Annotated in this window: 20 protein-coding genes; 12 read left to right on the top strand and 8 right to left on the bottom strand. The window is 40.9% G+C overall.

The genetic code is table 11. From position 1 onward, the window contains the following. The first annotated feature begins 2 nt into the window (after positions 1-2). The 5 genes from ACXAFE_RS00845 to ACXAFE_RS00825 are packed head-to-tail and all read left to right on the top strand — an operon-like array spanning position 3 to position 3,509. A complete protein-coding gene (locus ACXAFE_RS00845) occupies positions 3-728 on the top strand; it encodes a DUF1365 domain-containing protein (protein ID WP_475147142.1) in 726 nt (241 codons plus the stop codon). Between the two features lie 2 nt (positions 729-730). Then, complete coding sequence (locus ACXAFE_RS00840) at positions 731-2,005, top strand: class I SAM-dependent methyltransferase (protein WP_475147139.1); 1,275 nt, start codon at positions 731-733, stop codon at positions 2,003-2,005. Next, a complete protein-coding gene (locus ACXAFE_RS00835) occupies positions 1,980-2,480 on the top strand; it encodes a DUF2878 domain-containing protein (RefSeq protein WP_475147134.1) in 501 nt (166 codons plus the stop codon). The genes ACXAFE_RS00840 and ACXAFE_RS00835 overlap by 26 nt, the downstream gene beginning before the upstream one ends. Positions 2,481-2,493: 13 nt before the next feature. Further along, positions 2,494-2,991: a chalcone isomerase family protein gene (locus ACXAFE_RS00830; RefSeq protein ID WP_237131550.1), complete on the top strand. Its 498-nt coding sequence runs from the start codon at positions 2,494-2,496 to the stop codon at positions 2,989-2,991. Next, a complete protein-coding gene (locus ACXAFE_RS00825) occupies positions 2,988-3,509 on the top strand; it encodes a DUF3833 domain-containing protein (protein ID WP_475147128.1) in 522 nt (173 codons plus the stop codon). The genes ACXAFE_RS00830 and ACXAFE_RS00825 overlap by 4 nt, the downstream gene beginning before the upstream one ends. A gap of 64 nt (positions 3,510-3,573) precedes the next feature. Here the strand turns inward: ACXAFE_RS00825 and ACXAFE_RS00820 are convergent, their stop codons facing one another. Both ACXAFE_RS00820 and ACXAFE_RS00815 read right to left on the bottom strand, forming a co-directional pair. Continuing rightward, positions 3,574-4,368 (bottom strand): UDP-2,3-diacylglucosamine diphosphatase, encoded by a 795-nt coding sequence (locus tag ACXAFE_RS00820; protein WP_475147125.1) that lies wholly within the window; start codon positions 4,366-4,368, stop codon positions 3,574-3,576. Between the two features lie 90 nt (positions 4,369-4,458). Then, on the bottom strand, positions 4,459-5,178 hold the full coding sequence (locus tag ACXAFE_RS00815; RefSeq protein ID WP_475147123.1) for a hypothetical protein: 720 nt from the start codon (positions 5,176-5,178) through the stop codon (positions 4,459-4,461). 111 nt (positions 5,179-5,289) lie between these two features. Here ACXAFE_RS00815 and ACXAFE_RS00810 point away from each other — a divergent pair, with 111 nt between their 5' ends. The 4 genes from ACXAFE_RS00810 to ACXAFE_RS00795 all read left to right on the top strand — a co-directional run bounded on the left by ACXAFE_RS00810 (position 5,290) and on the right by ACXAFE_RS00795 (position 10,405). Further along, a complete protein-coding gene (locus tag ACXAFE_RS00810; protein ID WP_475147118.1) occupies positions 5,290-5,667 on the top strand; it encodes a hypothetical protein in 378 nt (125 codons plus the stop codon). Positions 5,668-6,035: 368 nt separating this feature from the next. Then, a complete protein-coding gene (locus ACXAFE_RS00805) occupies positions 6,036-7,850 on the top strand; it encodes an assimilatory sulfite reductase (NADPH) flavoprotein subunit (protein WP_475147114.1) in 1,815 nt (604 codons plus the stop codon). Between the two features lie 54 nt (positions 7,851-7,904). Beyond that, positions 7,905-9,623, top strand: a complete 1,719-nt coding sequence (cysI, locus tag ACXAFE_RS00800; RefSeq protein WP_475147109.1) for an assimilatory sulfite reductase (NADPH) hemoprotein subunit — start codon at positions 7,905-7,907, stop codon at positions 9,621-9,623. Positions 9,624-9,664: 41 nt separating this feature from the next. Beyond that, the gene (locus tag ACXAFE_RS00795) at positions 9,665-10,405 is read left to right on the top strand and encodes a phosphoadenylyl-sulfate reductase (protein WP_010562228.1); all 741 of its coding nucleotides are present in this window, start codon (positions 9,665-9,667) and stop codon (positions 10,403-10,405) included. Here the strand turns inward: ACXAFE_RS00795 and ACXAFE_RS00790 are convergent. From ACXAFE_RS00790 to ACXAFE_RS00780, 3 genes are all read right to left on the bottom strand, one after another. Then, the gene (locus ACXAFE_RS00790) at positions 10,402-11,169 is read right to left on the bottom strand and encodes a substrate-binding periplasmic protein (RefSeq protein ID WP_475147105.1); all 768 of its coding nucleotides are present in this window, start codon (positions 11,167-11,169) and stop codon (positions 10,402-10,404) included. The two genes, ACXAFE_RS00795 and ACXAFE_RS00790, sit on opposite strands and share 4 nt — an antisense overlap. Positions 11,170-11,238: 69 nt before the next feature. Further along, positions 11,239-11,472, bottom strand: coding sequence for a hypothetical protein (locus tag ACXAFE_RS00785; RefSeq protein WP_100914472.1), 234 nt, complete (start codon positions 11,470-11,472; stop codon positions 11,239-11,241). 81 nt (positions 11,473-11,553) lie between these two features. Next, a complete protein-coding gene (locus ACXAFE_RS00780) occupies positions 11,554-11,991 on the bottom strand; it encodes a PaaI family thioesterase (RefSeq protein ID WP_010562231.1) in 438 nt (145 codons plus the stop codon). 116 nt (positions 11,992-12,107) lie between these two features. Between ACXAFE_RS00780 and ACXAFE_RS00775 the strand changes: the two genes are divergently transcribed. After that, complete coding sequence (locus ACXAFE_RS00775) at positions 12,108-12,878, top strand: hypothetical protein (RefSeq protein ID WP_475147101.1); 771 nt, start codon at positions 12,108-12,110, stop codon at positions 12,876-12,878. Between the two features lie 56 nt (positions 12,879-12,934). Here ACXAFE_RS00775 and ACXAFE_RS00770 read toward each other — a convergent pair whose 3' ends face one another. After that, positions 12,935-13,165 (bottom strand): hypothetical protein, encoded by a 231-nt coding sequence (locus ACXAFE_RS00770; RefSeq protein ID WP_054980505.1) that lies wholly within the window; start codon positions 13,163-13,165, stop codon positions 12,935-12,937. A gap of 159 nt (positions 13,166-13,324) precedes the next feature. Between ACXAFE_RS00770 and msrA the strand changes: the two genes are divergently transcribed. Continuing rightward, entirely contained in the window at positions 13,325-14,569 is a 1,245-nt protein-coding gene (gene msrA / locus ACXAFE_RS00765) for a peptide-methionine (S)-S-oxide reductase MsrA (protein ID WP_475147093.1), read from the top strand. 9 nt (positions 14,570-14,578) lie between these two features. On the opposite strand, the gene ACXAFE_RS00760 is transcribed toward msrA, so the two are convergent. Next, the gene (locus ACXAFE_RS00760; RefSeq protein WP_475147087.1) at positions 14,579-15,268 is read right to left on the bottom strand and encodes a DNA-3-methyladenine glycosylase I; all 690 of its coding nucleotides are present in this window, start codon (positions 15,266-15,268) and stop codon (positions 14,579-14,581) included. A gap of 234 nt (positions 15,269-15,502) precedes the next feature. On the opposite strand from ACXAFE_RS00760, the gene ACXAFE_RS00755 reads away from it, so the two are divergent. Continuing rightward, positions 15,503-15,970, top strand: a complete 468-nt coding sequence (locus tag ACXAFE_RS00755) for a GNAT family N-acetyltransferase (protein ID WP_138634525.1) — start codon at positions 15,503-15,505, stop codon at positions 15,968-15,970. On the opposite strand, the gene ACXAFE_RS00750 is transcribed toward ACXAFE_RS00755, so the two are convergent. Beyond that, positions 15,953-16,783: a LysR family transcriptional regulator gene (locus tag ACXAFE_RS00750; RefSeq protein ID WP_475147084.1), complete on the bottom strand. Its 831-nt coding sequence runs from the start codon at positions 16,781-16,783 to the stop codon at positions 15,953-15,955. The two genes, ACXAFE_RS00755 and ACXAFE_RS00750, sit on opposite strands and share 18 nt — an antisense overlap. Between the last annotated feature and the right edge of the window lie 98 nt (positions 16,784-16,881).

The following is a 16,881-nucleotide window of genomic DNA, read 5'->3' as shown; positions in this document are numbered from 1 at the left end:
CTATGAATAGCGGCATATACTGTGGACAAGTAAGGCATAGACGCTTTTCACCTAAGCAACATTCCTTTAGTTATAGCATGTATATGCTGGCACTTGATTTAGACGAGCTAGACTTAGTCGCCCAAAATAGCCGTTTGTTTAGCCTTAAAAAATTCGCGCCAATTAGCTTTTTTCAAGACGATTATATTAAAGGTGAACCGGGCAACTTAAAGCAACGTATTGCCAGTAAAGTTACACAGTTAGGTGGTAACTGGGATGGCACAAAAGTAACCTTTATGGGGCAATGCCGAAATTTCGGTATCTATTTTAGCCCTGCAAATTTTTTCTTTTGTTACGACCAAGATAATGTTTGTACAACCATGTTAGTTGAAGTTTCGAATACGCCTTGGCTAGAGCGTCACTACTATGTAGTGGATATTTCTAAACAACAACGCATGGATAAAACATTTCATGTGTCGCCGTTTATGGATTTAGATATGCAATATGTATGGCGTGTAAAAGCGCCACAAGAAAAAGTACTTATTCATATCGAAAACCATAAATCAGAGAAAGTGTTTGACGCCACAGTAGCATTATCACGCTGCGAATTTTCGCGCAAAAATATGCTTAAAACATGGCTTAGTACACCAGCAATGACATTAAAAGTCGTCGCTGGCATTTACTGGCAAGCACTTAAGCTTTTTGCCAAACGCATCCCATTTATTGCGCACCCAAACGCGAGAGGATAATTATGGAGCAGCAAAGTACCAGCTCAACCAATCTAACGCAGGAAAACGAGTTATCGTGGTTTACATCACGCTGTCGCTCACTTGTTTTAAACGCACTGAATCAAATTGAAAATGCCGGCGTAGAAATTGAAGAAAACGGTCAGATTACGTTTCTAGGAAACCAAGACAGTGAACTACGAGGCAAGTTAATAGTGCTTGATCCAAGCCTATATATCGACTTTATTAAAGGCGGTAGCATTGCAGCAGCAGAAGGCTACCTCAACAAGAAGTGGACATCACCCAACTTAACCGAGTTAATTCGTGTTTTTGCCCGCAGCAGCAGTACGCTCGACCAAGTAGAAGCTAAAAAATCGCTGTTAACTAAAATTAAAAACTTTTTGTTTCACTGGGGCAATGCCAATACACAATCTGGCTCAAAGAAAAACATTCTCGCCCATTATGATTTAGGTAACGAGCTCTACACCCGCTTTTTAGATAGCACGATGATGTACTCAAGCGCCATCTATTCAAATGAAGCGACTGACTTACATTCAGCACAACTTAATAAATTAAAAACCATTTGTGACAAGCTTAAACTCTCTGAAAGTGACCATTTAATTGAAATCGGTACCGGCTGGGGCGGATTAGCTATTTTTGCTGCTAAGAATTATGGCTGTAAAGTTACTACAACCACAATTTCTGACGCGCAATACGAGTACGCCGTCGAAAAAGTAAAAGCCGAAGGGTTAGAAGATAAAATCACATTACTGAAAAAAGATTACCGCTTACTGGAAGGTAAATACGACAAGCTGGTTTCAATCGAAATGATTGAAGCAGTTGGTCATAAGTTTATGGCGGAGTTTTTTGCTAAATGCAACAGCCTACTGAAAGACTCAGGCCTAATGCTGATTCAAGCAATTACCATTTTAGATGCCCGTTACGAACACTACCGCAATAACGTTGATTTTATTCAGCGCTACATTTTTCCGGGCGGCTGTTTACCGTCTAATGCGGTAATGAATCAGCACATTGCCGAACAAACTAATATGATGATCGATAACGTGGAAGACATTGGCTTACATTATGCGCGAACACTTTACGATTGGCGCATGAAATTTGACAACGCCTGGTCAGAGTTAACTCAATTTGGTTTTGATGAGCAATTTAAGCGTCTGTGGCATTTCTACTTATGTTATTGCGAAGGCGCATTCATTGAGCGTGTGATCAGCACCCACCAGCTCGTTATGCGTAAGCCTCATTATCGCGATGATCATGACCAACAAATTTTGGCTTACTAACCTTGTTTTATTTCAGCTAGCTTGGTTTTGCTGTGCGCTACTCACAGCAAATGCCAGCTGGCTGACTCCATTAATCGTTGCCCTTCACTTTGCTTTATCGCCAACAAAACGAAGCGACGTAAAGCTATTACCCTTTGCCCTATTTGGTTGTGTGATTGATTACATACTCTTTCAACTAAATGTGATTAGTTTTGCCGCCGAGCACTTCCCACTTTGGCTGCTATGCCTCTGGATTATGTTTGTACTTTCAATTAATCATTCATTAAGTTGGTTAGGTAATTGTAAGCTATGGCTAGTTGCCATCATTGGCGCTTTTGGCGGTGCACTGAGTTACCTTGGTGCACTTAATTTTTCTGCCATCACCACACCTTTAAGCCAACTATCACTCTTTACTGTGTATGCAATTATTTGGGCACTGCTACTACCCGCATTGATCGTTTTTAAACAAAGGCTCGTAGAATCTAAACACAACTAACTGGATGTTAGCCATGTTTAAAACATTACTATTTGCGACCTTTTTATTCGCCCCAAGCCTGTTTGCGATACAAACAAACCAACTCACTAAATACGGTGAAGGTGAGATGAAAGTGCTATTTTGGCACTTATACAAAGCCGAGCTATTTGGCAGTAAAACGCGTTACTCATTTGACGACGCTAAACTCGCGCTGAAAATCACCTATTACCGAGATATAGACAAAGAGGACTTAATAGAAGCAACAGCTGACCAGTGGCAACACATTGGCGTAACTCATCAAAATATACCCAAGTGGCTAGATCAACTCGCTACTATTTGGCCTAACATTAAAGAGAATGACATGCTGATTGTGACGCGCAATGAAGACAACAGCGCAAGCTTTTTCAATCATCAAGGGCTTTTAGGCACAGTTAACGATCCAGACTTTGGCGATGCCTTCTTAAATATTTGGTTATCGGAAAAAACCACTCGCCCAAAGTTGCGGGCAAAACTTGTTGGAGATAAAAAATGAAATACTTGCTAATTGTGGCACTAACCATATTAATTTCAGCATGTTCAAGCCCAGATATTAACGATTACACAAGCACATCTCCCAAACTTAAATTAGAGCAATTCTTTAACGGTAAATTAACGGCTCACGGTGTAGTGCTTGATCGCTCGGGTGGATTAACACGACGCTTTAGTGTTGATCTACTAGGTACTTGGCAAGACGATAAAGGCAAACTCGAAGAATGGTTTGTCTATGATGACGGGGAAAAACAAACACGCACTTGGTATCTAGAAAACCTAGGCGACGGCAATTACAAAGGCACCGCCAATGATGTGGTAGGTACTGCGATGGGCACGGCTAAAGGCTCTGCACTTTATTGGCGTTATCAGCTAGTAATTGACTATCAAGGCAAACCGCTCGAAGTCACGCTAGACGATTGGATGTTTTTGATTAATGAAAAACGTCTAATCAACCGAACCGAAATTATTAAGTTTGGTATCAAAGTAGGTGAAGTCATTCTTACTATCGAAAAAGAGTAGTAAGTAGGTGTTAGATGCTTCAGCCCAAGCTAAAGCATCTACAAACTCACACATCAAAACAAGTTTAAGCAGCCTGCTCGCTGTGCTTCTGACTTAAATCGACCACTTTCAAGCTGGTTTGAATATCAGACCAATGCAACAACTCAATTCGGCCTGATTCGTCCTCAACCAACACAGTGCAATTTTCTATCCAATCACCGTCATTACAATACAAAATGCCATCAATCTTTTTGATATCAGGTTGATGAATATGACCGCAAATAATGCCATCAACACCTTGCTTTTTTGCTTCGTGCACAGCGGCTTTTTCAAATGCAGCGATTGCTTGTCGCGCTTTATGAATTCGGTTTTTAATCCACGACGCAAGCGACCAATAATGACTGCCGAATAAGTGCCGCACACGATTGTGCCAACGATTTAAAAACAGTAAAAAGTCATATGCGCTATCGCCAATAATACTGATCAGTTTGCTATAACGTGTTGCAGAATCAAAGTCATCGCCATGCACAAGCAAAAAACGCTTACCAGTTTTGGCTGTGTGAATAAAACTGCGATGCACTTCAACATTCATAAATGCTTCGCCAACATAAGCGCGAAAGGTTTCATCATGGTTGCCGGGAATATAAATAACGCGTGTGCCAGAGTTAGCTTTGTTGCGAATACACTCTAGCACTTGATAATGGCTTGATTGCCAGTAAAATTGTCGCTTCATCGACCATAAATCAATGATATCGCCAACTAAATAAAGCACATCGCATTCTGTATTGGTGAGAAAATCCAGTAAGAATTCAGCCTTACAGTCTTTGTAACCCAAATGCACATCTGAGATCCAAATACAGGAATAATATTGCTTAGCCATATTCGCGCTTCCTTATGTGTAATAAGTCTTACGCTAAAAACATCCGATGACAAATTAGCGGCACTTATAAGAAAGCTTTATGACAACAATTCAATTCGCCGAGGCTTTTCGTTTTTTTCTAAAAGGCATATTTTGAAACAACAGCATCATTCCTGAAATACAAAACAATACTGCAACAGCGGCAAAACTAATTAATAATGGATTATTAAAATTTTCACGCTCGTCATAATCCATTATGTGCAGCATCCAAAAGAAATCAAAAATACGCCAAATAGTGCTACGTACAGTAATTACCTGACCCGAATTAGCTTGTATATACAATGTAGTGTTAACATTATCCACAAAGTCTACACGCCAAATGTTGTTTCTGTAACCGACCTCTCTCGGTCCCTCTTTTAACAGTGATGCGGTCGCGTCTATGTTTTGGCTATCAGCCACGTAATGGGCTTTTGCCTGCCTGATAATTTGCTGTTTGTTAGGTGGCTCGAGTTTCTCTCCTGTTTTGCCATGCAAGTAAACTCGCTCTTTATGGCCGACTAATTCAATTACAGGCGTCTCTAAGAAGTGTATGAAATTGACATTTTTCAATCCTATTTTGTATTGCTTAAAATTATCAAAATCACTTGTATATACATCTTGCGAGAAAGGGTTTTCTAACTGCCGTTTGGCAAGGTGTTTTCCGTGTACATATTCCAGTGGAATCGCACTCATAACTAAACCACCCAATAACCATGCGAATACTTGTAACGCGAGTAAATAACCTAACCATTTGTGGCACTTACGCGCCCATTTAAACCACGATTTTTTCATTATTATTCTCTTTATTGGGTTTTACAGTATGGAATATGATCTTTGCGAAACTAGAGATAAAAGCCAATCTAATGTAAAGTTAGCGATTAAGCAATTACAGAGAAAACATCAATGTCAGATATTCAGTTTCTTAATGTCGACCTAGAAATCGAGTCAAAACAAGATATTGCCCAACTAGTTTCAGACTTGGGTAAGTCGGCTATGGTACTTCACTACGACAAAGATGAAACTCGTCAGTTAGCACGCATAGAAGCTAACGCTGACGTAACCTCTCCTGACAGCGCAATTAATCACTTATGTGAATTGATTGAGTCCTGCTCTCGCAACGCTTTAAAGCAATGGCTTAGCTGTACAAAACGCACGTTCGATATTGGCTTTCAAAGCGGTAAAAATCCAAAGTGTTTTAACCAAGCACTACATGCCGATACCTTGCTTAGAATTTCAGCCATAGGCGCGGGCATTGAAATCACACTTTATCCGGTTGAGTAACTCGTTCACAAACACCACCCGCGAGATTGATCACAGTGAATTACAACCTACTCACTGTGATTAAAACCACTAAAAGTAATCACTTTCACTTACCTTTATTGAATATTATCCAATCGAAATACCGCAACGTGCCGCAACTAATTTCAAGCACAACAATCAATTAACGCATCGGCTCTCAAAAAAAATTATAAATAACACGTCATACATTCCTTTTTGGAATAACAAAGCACTTTCTATTATTTTTTTCTTTGCCATGACATCGTTATATTTCACCATCAGAGAAGCTTAAAAAGGTGTGTTGTTACTAGATGTATAACAAGCACCGTTAAGAAACGTATAAACCATTTGGTGGTCGAGGAAAAAATTCCATGTTGTTAAGTCAACTTTCTGCGCAAGCGAGTCCGCTTACGCCAGAGCAAGTACAGAAGTTACAAGCGCTTACTGCTGAACTGAACCCAATTCAACAAGCTTGGGTGAGTGGTTACTTAGCAGCAAATGCCAATACAGCAGCATTATCAGGTCAGGTTGCGGGCGCAGCACCACAAGCTGGTGAAGCTGCGGCATTAACCATTCTTTATGGTTCACAAACAGGTAATGCCAAAGGCGTTGCTAACCAGCTAAAAGCGGCTGCAGAGGCGAAAGGCCTAGCAGTGAAACTGGTGAACATGGCTGACTATAAACCTGCCCAACTTAAAAAAGAAAAGTTTATTGCTGTTGCTGTTTCTACTTATGGTGAGGGTGAGCCGCCAGAAGACGCTGAAAACCTACATGCGTTCTTAGCATCGAAAAAAGCACCTAAGCTAGATGGTGTTAAAGTTGCCGTTATCGGCCTAGGCGATTCAAGCTATGAATTCTTCTGCCAGACAGCGATTGATTTTGAAGAGCGCTTTAAAGCACTCGGCGCAGAAACTGTAGTTGCGCGTGCTGATTTAGATGTTGATTATGAAGACCAAGCTACTGCTTGGATCGGTGGTGCGGTTGATGCATTCGAGCCTGAGCTAAAAGCACAATCGCAAGGTTCAGCACAGGTTATTCCAATGGCTGGCTTTGGTGCAGCACCAGCGCAAAGCCAATACACTAAGCAAAACCCATTTGCGGCTGAGCTAAGTGTGGTACAAAAAATTACTGGTCGAGACTCAACAAAAGACGTACGTCACATTGAGATCTCACTAGAAGGCTCTGACATCACGTATCTTCCAGGTGATTCATTAGGTGTTTACTTCTTAAATGACGAAGCACTGGTTGATGAAACGCTAGCACTATTAAATATTGATGGCGCGACTGAAATCACGTTAGGTGAAGAAACATTATCAATTCGCACAGCGTTAATTGAAAAACTAGAGCTAACTCAGTCTTACCCTGGTTTTGTTGAAAAGTACGCACAAGCGACAAACAACGCTGAGCTATTAAAGCTCGTTGAAGATAAAGCATTAATGCGTGAGTACATCGAAGCACGTCAAATCTTCGATATTATCAAGCAAAACCCAAGCGATATTAGCGCACAAGATTTAGTTAACAGCCTACGTAAGCTTCAAGCACGTTTATATTCAATTGCCTCAAGCCAAGCTGAAGTGGAAGAAGAAGTACACTTAACAGTAGGCCTAGTAGAATTTGAAGCCTTTAGTGAAAAACACTTTGGCGGTTGTTCAGGTTATTTAGCAAACCGCGCTGAAGAAGGTGTACAAGTTAAAGTATTTAGCGAGCATAACGATAACTTCCGTTTACCAAGCGACGATAACACACCAGTTATTATGGTCGGCCCAGGTACAGGTATCGCACCATTCCGTGCATTCTTACAAGAACGTGATGCACGTGAAGCACAAGGTGAAAACTGGTTATTCTTCGGTAACCCACACTTTACCCAAGATTTCTTATACCAAGTAGAGATCCAAGGTTATGTGAAGTCTGGCCTACTAAACAAAGTAGACCTTGCATTTAGCCGCGACCAAGCAGAAAAAGTATATGTACAAGACCGTATTCGCGAAAAGGGTGAAGAAGTATTTGCATGGTTAGAAAAAGGTGCACATTTCTATATTTGTGGTGATGCAAACCGCATGGCGAAAGACGTTCACCAAGCACTTATCGACATTATTAAAGCCCATGGTGGCAAAGATGACGAGCAAGCTGAAAGCTACTTAAAAGAGCTGCGCAGCAACAACCGTTATCAAAAAGACGTGTACTAGTAGCAAGTGCTAGTACACCACACTGACCGTCACAGTAGAATTTTAGGATAAGCCATGAGCACAGATTACAAACCTAACAGCAAGCTAGATCCAAATGCCAAGTTTGCTGATAACGAAAGACTAAAAACACAAAGTAACTTTTTACGCGGTACCATTGAAGCGGATTTAAAAGACCAGCTTACCGGTGGTTTTACAGCGGATAACTTCCAGTTGATCCGTTTCCACGGTATGTACCAACAAGACGACCGTGACATTCGTCCTGAGCGTACTAAGCAAAAGCTAGAGCCAATGCACAACGTGATGCTTCGCGCGCGTATGCCGGGCGGTATTATTACCCCTAAGCAGTGGCTTGCGATTGATGAGTTTGCTGGCGATAAAACCATATACGGCAGTATTCGTTTAACAACGCGTCAAACATTCCAGTTCCACGGTGTGTTAAAGCCGGGCATTAAAGAAATGCACCAAATGCTAAATAGCGTTGGTATTGACTCAATTGCAACTGCCGGTGACGTTAACCGTAACGTACTATGTACGACTAACCCAGTTGAGTCTGAACTGCACCAAGAAGCTTACGAGTGGGCTGCAAAAATCTCTGAGCACTTACTACCACACACCAAAGCGTATGCTGAAATTTGGTTAAACGGTGAGAAGACTGAAACAACAGAAGAGCCAATTTTAGGGTCAACTTACTTACCACGTAAGTTCAAAACCACGGTTACGATTCCACCAAACAACGAAGTAGACGTACACGCTAACGACCTTAACTTTGTGGCGATTGCAGAAGACGGCAAACTAGTTGGTTTTAACGTACTAGTTGGTGGCGGTCTTGCGATGACCCACGGTGATGTAAACACATACCCGCGTAAGGCTGATGACTTTGGTTTTATTCCACTTGAGCATACGTTGAAAATTGCTGAGCACGTAGTGTCTGTGCAACGTGACTGGGGTAACCGTGTTAACCGTAAGAATGCAAAAACTAAGTACACGTTAGATACATTTGGTAGTGACGCATTTAAAGCAGAAGTTGAAAACCGCGCTGGCGTTAAATTTGAAGACAGCCGTCCATATGAGTTTAAATATCGTGGCGACCGTATCGGCTGGGTAGAGGGCATTGACGGTAAGCACCACCTAACGCTATTTATCCAAAGTGGTCGTATTCTAGATTACCCGGGTAAGCCACTTAAAACGGGTTGTCGTAAGATTGCTGAAATTCACCAAGGTGATTTCCGCATGACAGCAAACCAAAACTTAATTGTTGCCGGTGTGCCAGCTGATCAAAAAGACATTATTGAGCAGATTGCCCGTGAGCACGGTTTAATTGACGATTCGCACTCTGAACAGCAAAAGAATTCGATGGCGTGTGTGGCATTACCGACGTGTCCGCTTGCGATGGCTGAAGCAGAGCGTTACTTGCCAGAACTTATCGAGAAAACAGAAGCAATTTTAGCGAAGCACGAAATTCCGAACGACGACATCATTATGCGTGTTGTTGGTTGTCCGAATGGCTGTGGTCGTGCGATGTTGGCTGAGATTGGTTTTGTAGGTAAAGGTCCAGGTAAATACAACGTTTACCTAGGTGGTAACCGTGAAGGTACACGCGTACCTAAGCTTTACCTAGAAAACGTAGGTGAAGACGTTTACCTACCAGCATTAGATAAATTAATTGGCCAGTGGGCCAAGGAGCGTAACGAAGGCGAGTGTTTTGGCGACTTCGCTATCCGCAAGGAAATCGTTGCCGAAGTGAAAGTTTCTAAAACAGACTTCCACGCTTAATATTTTAAGGGCGGTTAGCCGCCCTCATTTGGAATTTATGCATGAGTGAATTTAAGCAAATATTAACGCTAGATAAAGACGTTCAAAATGCCATGCTTGCCGATGCAAATGGCATGCTAGCAGAGCTTTCGGCTGAAGAACGTGTTTTATGGGCGTTAGAAAATTTACCAAGCACACACTTTTTATCGTCTAGCTTTGGCATTCAAGCGGCAGTGATGCTGCACCTAGTAACATCGCATAAAGCCGATATTCCAGTGGTTTTAACAGATACGGGTTATCTTTTTCCAGAGACTTACCAGTTTATTGATGAGCTTACTGAGCGATTGAAACTCAATCTGAAAGTGTACAAATCAGAGCTAAGCCCTGCGTGGCAAGAGGCTAAGTTTGGTAAATTGTGGGAACAAGGCGAACAAGGTATTAAACAATACAATACCTTAAATAAAGTTGAACCAATGACACGTGCATTAAAAGAACTTGATGCAGGTACTTGGTTTAGCGGTTTGCGTCGCCAACAATCATCGACTCGAGCAGATAAGCAAGTGCTTGAAATCAGCCGCGGCACGGTGAAGGTTTATCCAATTATTGATTGGCATAGCCGTGATGTGTATCAGTACTTAACCAAGCACGATTTACCTTACCACCCGTTATGGGAGCAAGGCTATGTATCAATGGGTGATGTGCATACCACGCGCAAGCTTGAGCCAGGTATGACCGAAGAAGAAACGCGTTTCTTTGGTTTAAATCGTGAGTGTGGCCTTCACACAGATGGCGGCGGTATTTAAGGTCGTTTTGCTAAAAAACGATGTGATACCTTAGGTAAATTATTTTTTGCCAACCATGTTAGGGTGAGCTTATCTAGCTCACCACTAACATACATTTGCGTAATTACAGTATCAAAGGCATCGCGAACTTGTTCATCTCTAAAAATAATCTGCGAACCGGCATTTGTGATAACGTCTAATGGTGTAAACTTATCTATTAGCCCAAGCGGTTTAATAAAATGATAGAACTTCAGCCAATCAGCCACTAATACATCAATCTTATTTGCCACCAGCATCTTATTCACAGCGAGCTGATCGCCACTTTCAAAATAACGTGTATTTATGTCATTGATTAGTATTTGGAAGTCATGACCAAAGTTTAAACTTGCACCTGAAAAACTTGCTAACCTTGCACCTTTTAAATCAAGCACATGTTCAGCCTTAGCCCATCGATTGTCTTTACTTAAAATTGCACGATTGTAAAAGAACAAGCGATACTGAGACGGGTAACCTTCTCCAGTAAATGCACCTGTCCAATTTACTGCAATATCAACCCTTTGCTTTTCGTAGTAGCGTTTTATCGCATCGTTTGAAACATTGATGTAAGTCGGGCTGAACCCTGCTCTATTAAGCCCTGCAGACAAAAGCTGCTCGTATAAGCCAACATGGCGTTGATAGGAGCTTGCTTTGAAGTATGGAGTAAAGTTGCCAGCAGCGACTTTAATATCGCGGGCATACACATGAGCGTTAAAGCACAACAATAATAACCAAAAAAGTCTAATCACAAGTGCCACTAATAATGAGTGATAAATCATAGTATGGCTGATTATTTAATAATCTGCTGAGCTAACCTGTTAACTATTCTTTTTTCTTTGTTCAGCGGTAACCCAAATAAAAGTAAGGTACATTTTGGTTGGCAAGGATAAGATTAATCCAAGGGCATAACACCCTCCGCCAATCATCATGCCGGAGATACCCATGCTTTGCTCAATATGCGCGACATTTATCAAATAATACCCAAGCCCTATTAAGCATAATCCAAGCACAATAACTACTTTAAGCAGCGTAATTAACGATTTTTCACTCATTTGCATATACCTCTGACTAAGGTATATGCCAGCGCTAGATAAAATACCAGCGCTAAAACGCGGTAACTAGATGTAGATCAACTATCGTCGCTCAACCACCGCTGCGGTCATTCTTGAAATACAGGTAAGCTCACCGGCTTGGTTGGTAATTTTAACTTCCCACACAGAGGTACGCTTACCTAAGTGAACAGCTTTTGCTGTGGCATACACCATACCTTTGCGCGCTGCTTTAATATGATTCGCATTGATTTCTTGGCCTACGCAGTAATACTTATCGGTATCTACAACAAAGTTTGCCGCGTAGCTTGCTACAGTTTCAGCTAGCACAACATTCGCGCCTCCGTGCAGCATACCAATAGGGTTGTGGTGATCAGGTGTAACTGGCATGCTAGCAACAAGATAATCGTCACCAACTTCACATATTTCAATCCCTAACGTTTTCATTAAGCTGCCTTTGCCATGCAAACCTTCATCTAGCTTATCGCATAACGCTTTATCTATTTCTTTATACCAAATCATTTATTGTTCCCTCGTATACAAAGCTAGGTGATTTTACAATCTCTAACAATTTCAAACAGGTCTGAACTTATCAATAGGTAGTTATTTCATTATCCTACTGTCAAAAAGGAATTAACATGAAAAAACTACTGCCTTTAGCCTTTTTATTTGCCTGCAATAGTGGCTTAGCAAGCGACACGATTCAACATCAAATCGATTTTGGTGTTTCTGACCTTTATGACTTTGACGATAATTTTATTGGGCTTGCTTACACCTACGCCTTTGAAGATCTGGCATCGGCAAGTGGTCCTCACAATATTAAAACCTATCTAAATAGAATCAACACTCTCTCGACGCGAGCACTCGTACTGGATGATTTTTATGATATTGACGTCGAATACACACATTATTTCGACAATGCGTTGGTTGTTCGCTCTAACGTAGAGTATGCAAAAGATAACGATTTTAATAACGAATATTTAATGCTTAACGGCGAACTCGGTAACAATATCACCACTAATTTGCAGCTAGGTATTGGCGTAACTTACTTATATCGTAACGAATCCGATGTTTTTGGTGTGCAAGATTCAAGTAATAACTGGCGATTAACCCCATATGTGCGCTATACCAAAATTGAACAAGGGCAAGGCTGGGATTTTGTATTTAAACAAATATCGGGGAAAGAAGATTATTATCAAGGACGTGCAGATTATTATATCAATGAGAACTGGTTTATTGGTATTCAAGCGCTAGCGCAAACCAATGAACTCGATAATAACAATTTTGAAGTGCAAACTCAGTATTGGTTTAATGAACACTTTTCATTTAACTTTGGTTTAGGTGCGGGGTTTGGAGATGATAGTTCAGGTTTAGACTCAGTGACCTTGCTGGTAACTTCACGCTTTTAATTTAGAGTGCGCTTAACTTTATCAACGCGCACTCTAAAAGAGTTAATTTAGTAAAACTAATTGTTAGAGAAGCGATCATATTGCTTAGGTAACTCGTGCTGCTTTTCCTCGGCGCTAATATAAACAGTGCTTTCAACTACTTTCCAAGAGCCCGTTGCGGTGTCGATTTCCCAATCGGTATGCGTTTCTAATTCGGTAATCGGAGTGTAAGTAACATCCATCGTGGCATTACAGCCTGCTAAGGTGAGTGCAGATAAACCAAGTGCTATTGAGATTAATTTTTTCATATTTCCCCCTTGTTGTTGCGATAAAGCATAAAACAATTTGTCACTGTCACTTTCACTAATTGATAAACGGCTAATCTAAATGTTGAGCGGTTGTGAATATAAACAAGGCGATCTCAGGTCTATGTATTTACGTAGTATAAAGTTTAACAAGGCAACGATATGAACTACCTAATTTGCTTTAGCTTATTCTTATTAAGCTTTACCAATTCTGCACAAGAGCGTAAGCCACAAACCAATCACTTAGATTCAATCGTGCTTGGTTCGGGCTGCTTTTGGGGCGCAGAGAAACGCTATGAAGCACTTGATGGTGTTATTGATGCCGTGAGTGGTTATGCGGATGGCAGCGGCTTTAAAGCAACCTACCGTAATATCATTAAAAAAAGTAACAAGTACAACCCTAATAACTATGCCGAAGTCGTTAAAGTCACTTTTAATCGTAATGAAATTAGTCTAGAGCAAATTTTACAGCATTTTTATGAGCACCATGATCCGACACAGGTGAACCGCCAAGGTAACGATGTAGGCACACAATATCGTTCAACTATTTTATATAATTCAGATCAGCAAAAAGCGACAGCAATTGGCGTTACAAAACAGTTTCAAACTCTGCTAACCAACGCAGGTTTTGGCAAAATAGCCACCAGCATTAAGCCGCTAGAAACCTTCTATGCTGCAGAAGAATATCATCAAGATTATCTTGCCAAGAACCCTAATGGCTACTGCCCCGATTTACGCACTGGGGTGACATTTAACCAACAAAAAATTGCCAAAAGCGACAATAGCGCTTTACTAGAGGGTAAACAGATTTTAGTAATTGATGCGCCTTTCTGTCCGTATTGTGAAAAATTCAAAATTGAGACAGCAACAGGTTATGCAGGCTCCATTCCGCTTACATTCAGAACAGCCGACCAACTTCATGACCTTGAAATTAAAACGCCTACATGGGCAACCCCCACCATTATTTTGTTAGAGCAAGGCAAAGAAGTATTTGCACGCCAAGGTTATGTGTCTCGCGATGAATTTTACAAAATAGTAGGGGCATTTAAACTGGGAAAAGGTGAAGCGTTTAATGTGGCGTTTAATAAAGGCACCGATAACCGCTATTGCAAACAATATGAGATTTTTAAAAACACGCCGGATGGCGTATTTATCGATAAGCTAAGTGGCGCTAAGTTGTTTGATACGCGTGACCGCTTTAACTCTAACAGTGGCTGGCTTTCATTCACCAAACCGGTTAAAGATGCAGTATATGAAAAACCAGACCATAGCTTTGGCATGGTGCGTACTGAAATTCGTGCCGTTGAGTCAGACATTCATTTAGGCCATGTGTTTGATGATGGCCCAAATGGTCAGCTGCGTTACTGCATCAATGCAACCGTTTTAGAATTTGTACCTCGTAGTTAACTTACTGTGTTAGCTAATACCGACTACATTATCGCCGCAGCTATATGAAATTATTTGGCTAAGCTCTTGATAACTTAAGCCACTTTGCTGTTGTAATTCATTAAAGAAAGCTTGAATTGCAACTAGCGACTTTTTAGTTTGTAAACCGCCATCAATAATTTTATGGCTGCGCAAATAGCTCTCACAATCTCGCGATAACAAAAAAGTATCTTTGCCTAATACACGAAGCGCATAAGGCCCAGTGTTACCACCTAAGCGTGCGCCATGCATTTTAAGGTACTGCCAAAGTCCAATAATGTCGTCACTTGGCCAATCAGCGATAAACTGACTAAAACTACCATGCTGACTTGCAACATCATGGATCATATAGGCATTGGCCTGCACCGTTTGTACTTTTTTATAGTTACGCACAATGCGTTCATCGCTAGCGGCTTTTTCCTGTTGTTCCGGCGACATCATTAGTAATGCCTCAACATCAAAACGCCAAAATACCTCTTCAAAGCCAGGCCACTTTTTCTCAATAACCGACCAATAAAATCCACTTTGAAAAATCTTTTTGGTAAATTCAGATAACCAAGCTGAATCTGGCAACTCTGCTATGCGCTTATTACTCAGTGGTTTTGACAGCAACGCCTTTAATTGACGCTCACCGCCCTTTCGCTCGACTGCGCGAAGATAGATATCGTTAAACTTTTCCATAAATTACTGGCTTTAGAAAATTTGAACTAGCTTAACCCCAGTGCAAATTTAGATGCAAGACCAGTGCTAAAGAAAAGAGCAAAGCTTGCACCAAAAAATGGCATTTCCTATCGTTTTCCGTTTCTCAGGTTCAATCAAAGAATAATTCACCAATAAATTCAATATATTAAAAACAAAAGAAAATTGGCATATTAGATGAATAGCGTGATTGAATTATTTTACAGAAGACCTTACATGCACATTAAAATTGATGATTTATCCAGCCCTGCTGTGATTGCTCTGCTACAAGAACATTTAGATGATATGTACGCAACATCACCCGCTGAGAGTGTTCATGCACTTGACCTTAACGAACTTAAAAAAAGTAATATCACTTTTTTCAGCGCATGGCGTGATGATACCTTGCTTGGCTGTATTGCAATAAAACAGCTTTGCCCAAACCACGCTGAAATAAAGTCAATGCGCACCGCAAAGCACGCCCGTGGAAGCGGCGTCGCGTCACGCTTACTACAACACACAATTGAGCTAGCTATTGATAAAGCCTATTTGTCACTAAGCCTAGAAACCGGTACGCAAGAATACTTTTATGCGGCACGCAATTTGTATCTAAAGTTTGGATTTAATATCTGTGGTCCTTTCGCTGATTACCAAGAAGATCCACACAGCACTTTTATGACATTACAGCTAAACACTGTTGCCTAGTTGTAACAGCTCAGTTTGAGAAATTTTGCTATTGGTATGCACGTTACTAATTAGCACAATACTAATATCAGGTAAGGCGGGTAAGTGCGTATTTTTCAGTTCTGTTAACTCGCCGATACTTAAGCGCGCCATAGCACCAATTGCCATGCCTTGTTTTATCAACCCTTGCATCGCAGCAACACTGCCACTCATGGCAATCAACTTAAATTGCGTTCCCTGCTTGTGCAGGCCTTCAATTGCTGCGTGATGAAAACGGCAATCTTGCTGAAATGTAACTAGGGGTAAAGGCGTTTGTTCTAATATTTTACAATCACCATTACTTACCCATACACCAATATCTTTAGCAATAATAATACCCTCTTCACTATCAAATGAGCGTGTTACTATGCCTAGATCGAGTTCACCATTGTCGAGCTGCTGACGAATAATATTGCTTGGTAAACAACGTATTTGCAGATCTAAACTTGGCCACAACTGATGCATTTTTTGTACTACGCTTGGCAAAATAGCATCTGCGTAATCGTCAGGGCAACCTAACCGAATGCGTAACTTATTGCGGTCCGTTTTAACGGCATTTAATGTACTGTCGTAATGTGCAATAAGCTGTTTTGCATAACCAACAAGTTGATGCCCATCTTTTGACAAAATGAGATTGCGACCATTTTTTTCAAACAGCACTTTACCTAAATCCTGCTCGAGTTTTTTCATCTGCATACTCACTGCTGACTGAGTACGATTAACCTGTTTAGCAGCGCGCGTTATGCTTCCAGTGTCGACAAATGCAAGTAAACTTTTAAGCGCATCAATTTCCATAACACATCAATTTAACTGATAAATAGTATAAGAATTATGCGCTATTCGATGCATAAATAACAGGATAAATTATTGGCAAATAAACTAACTACCTAATT

It is taken from the genome of Pseudoalteromonas sp. ABV4_021 (genome assembly GCF_056159365.1).
The sequence above is the reverse complement of the archived record's forward strand: the minus strand, read 5'-3'. Positions and strand labels throughout refer to the sequence as shown.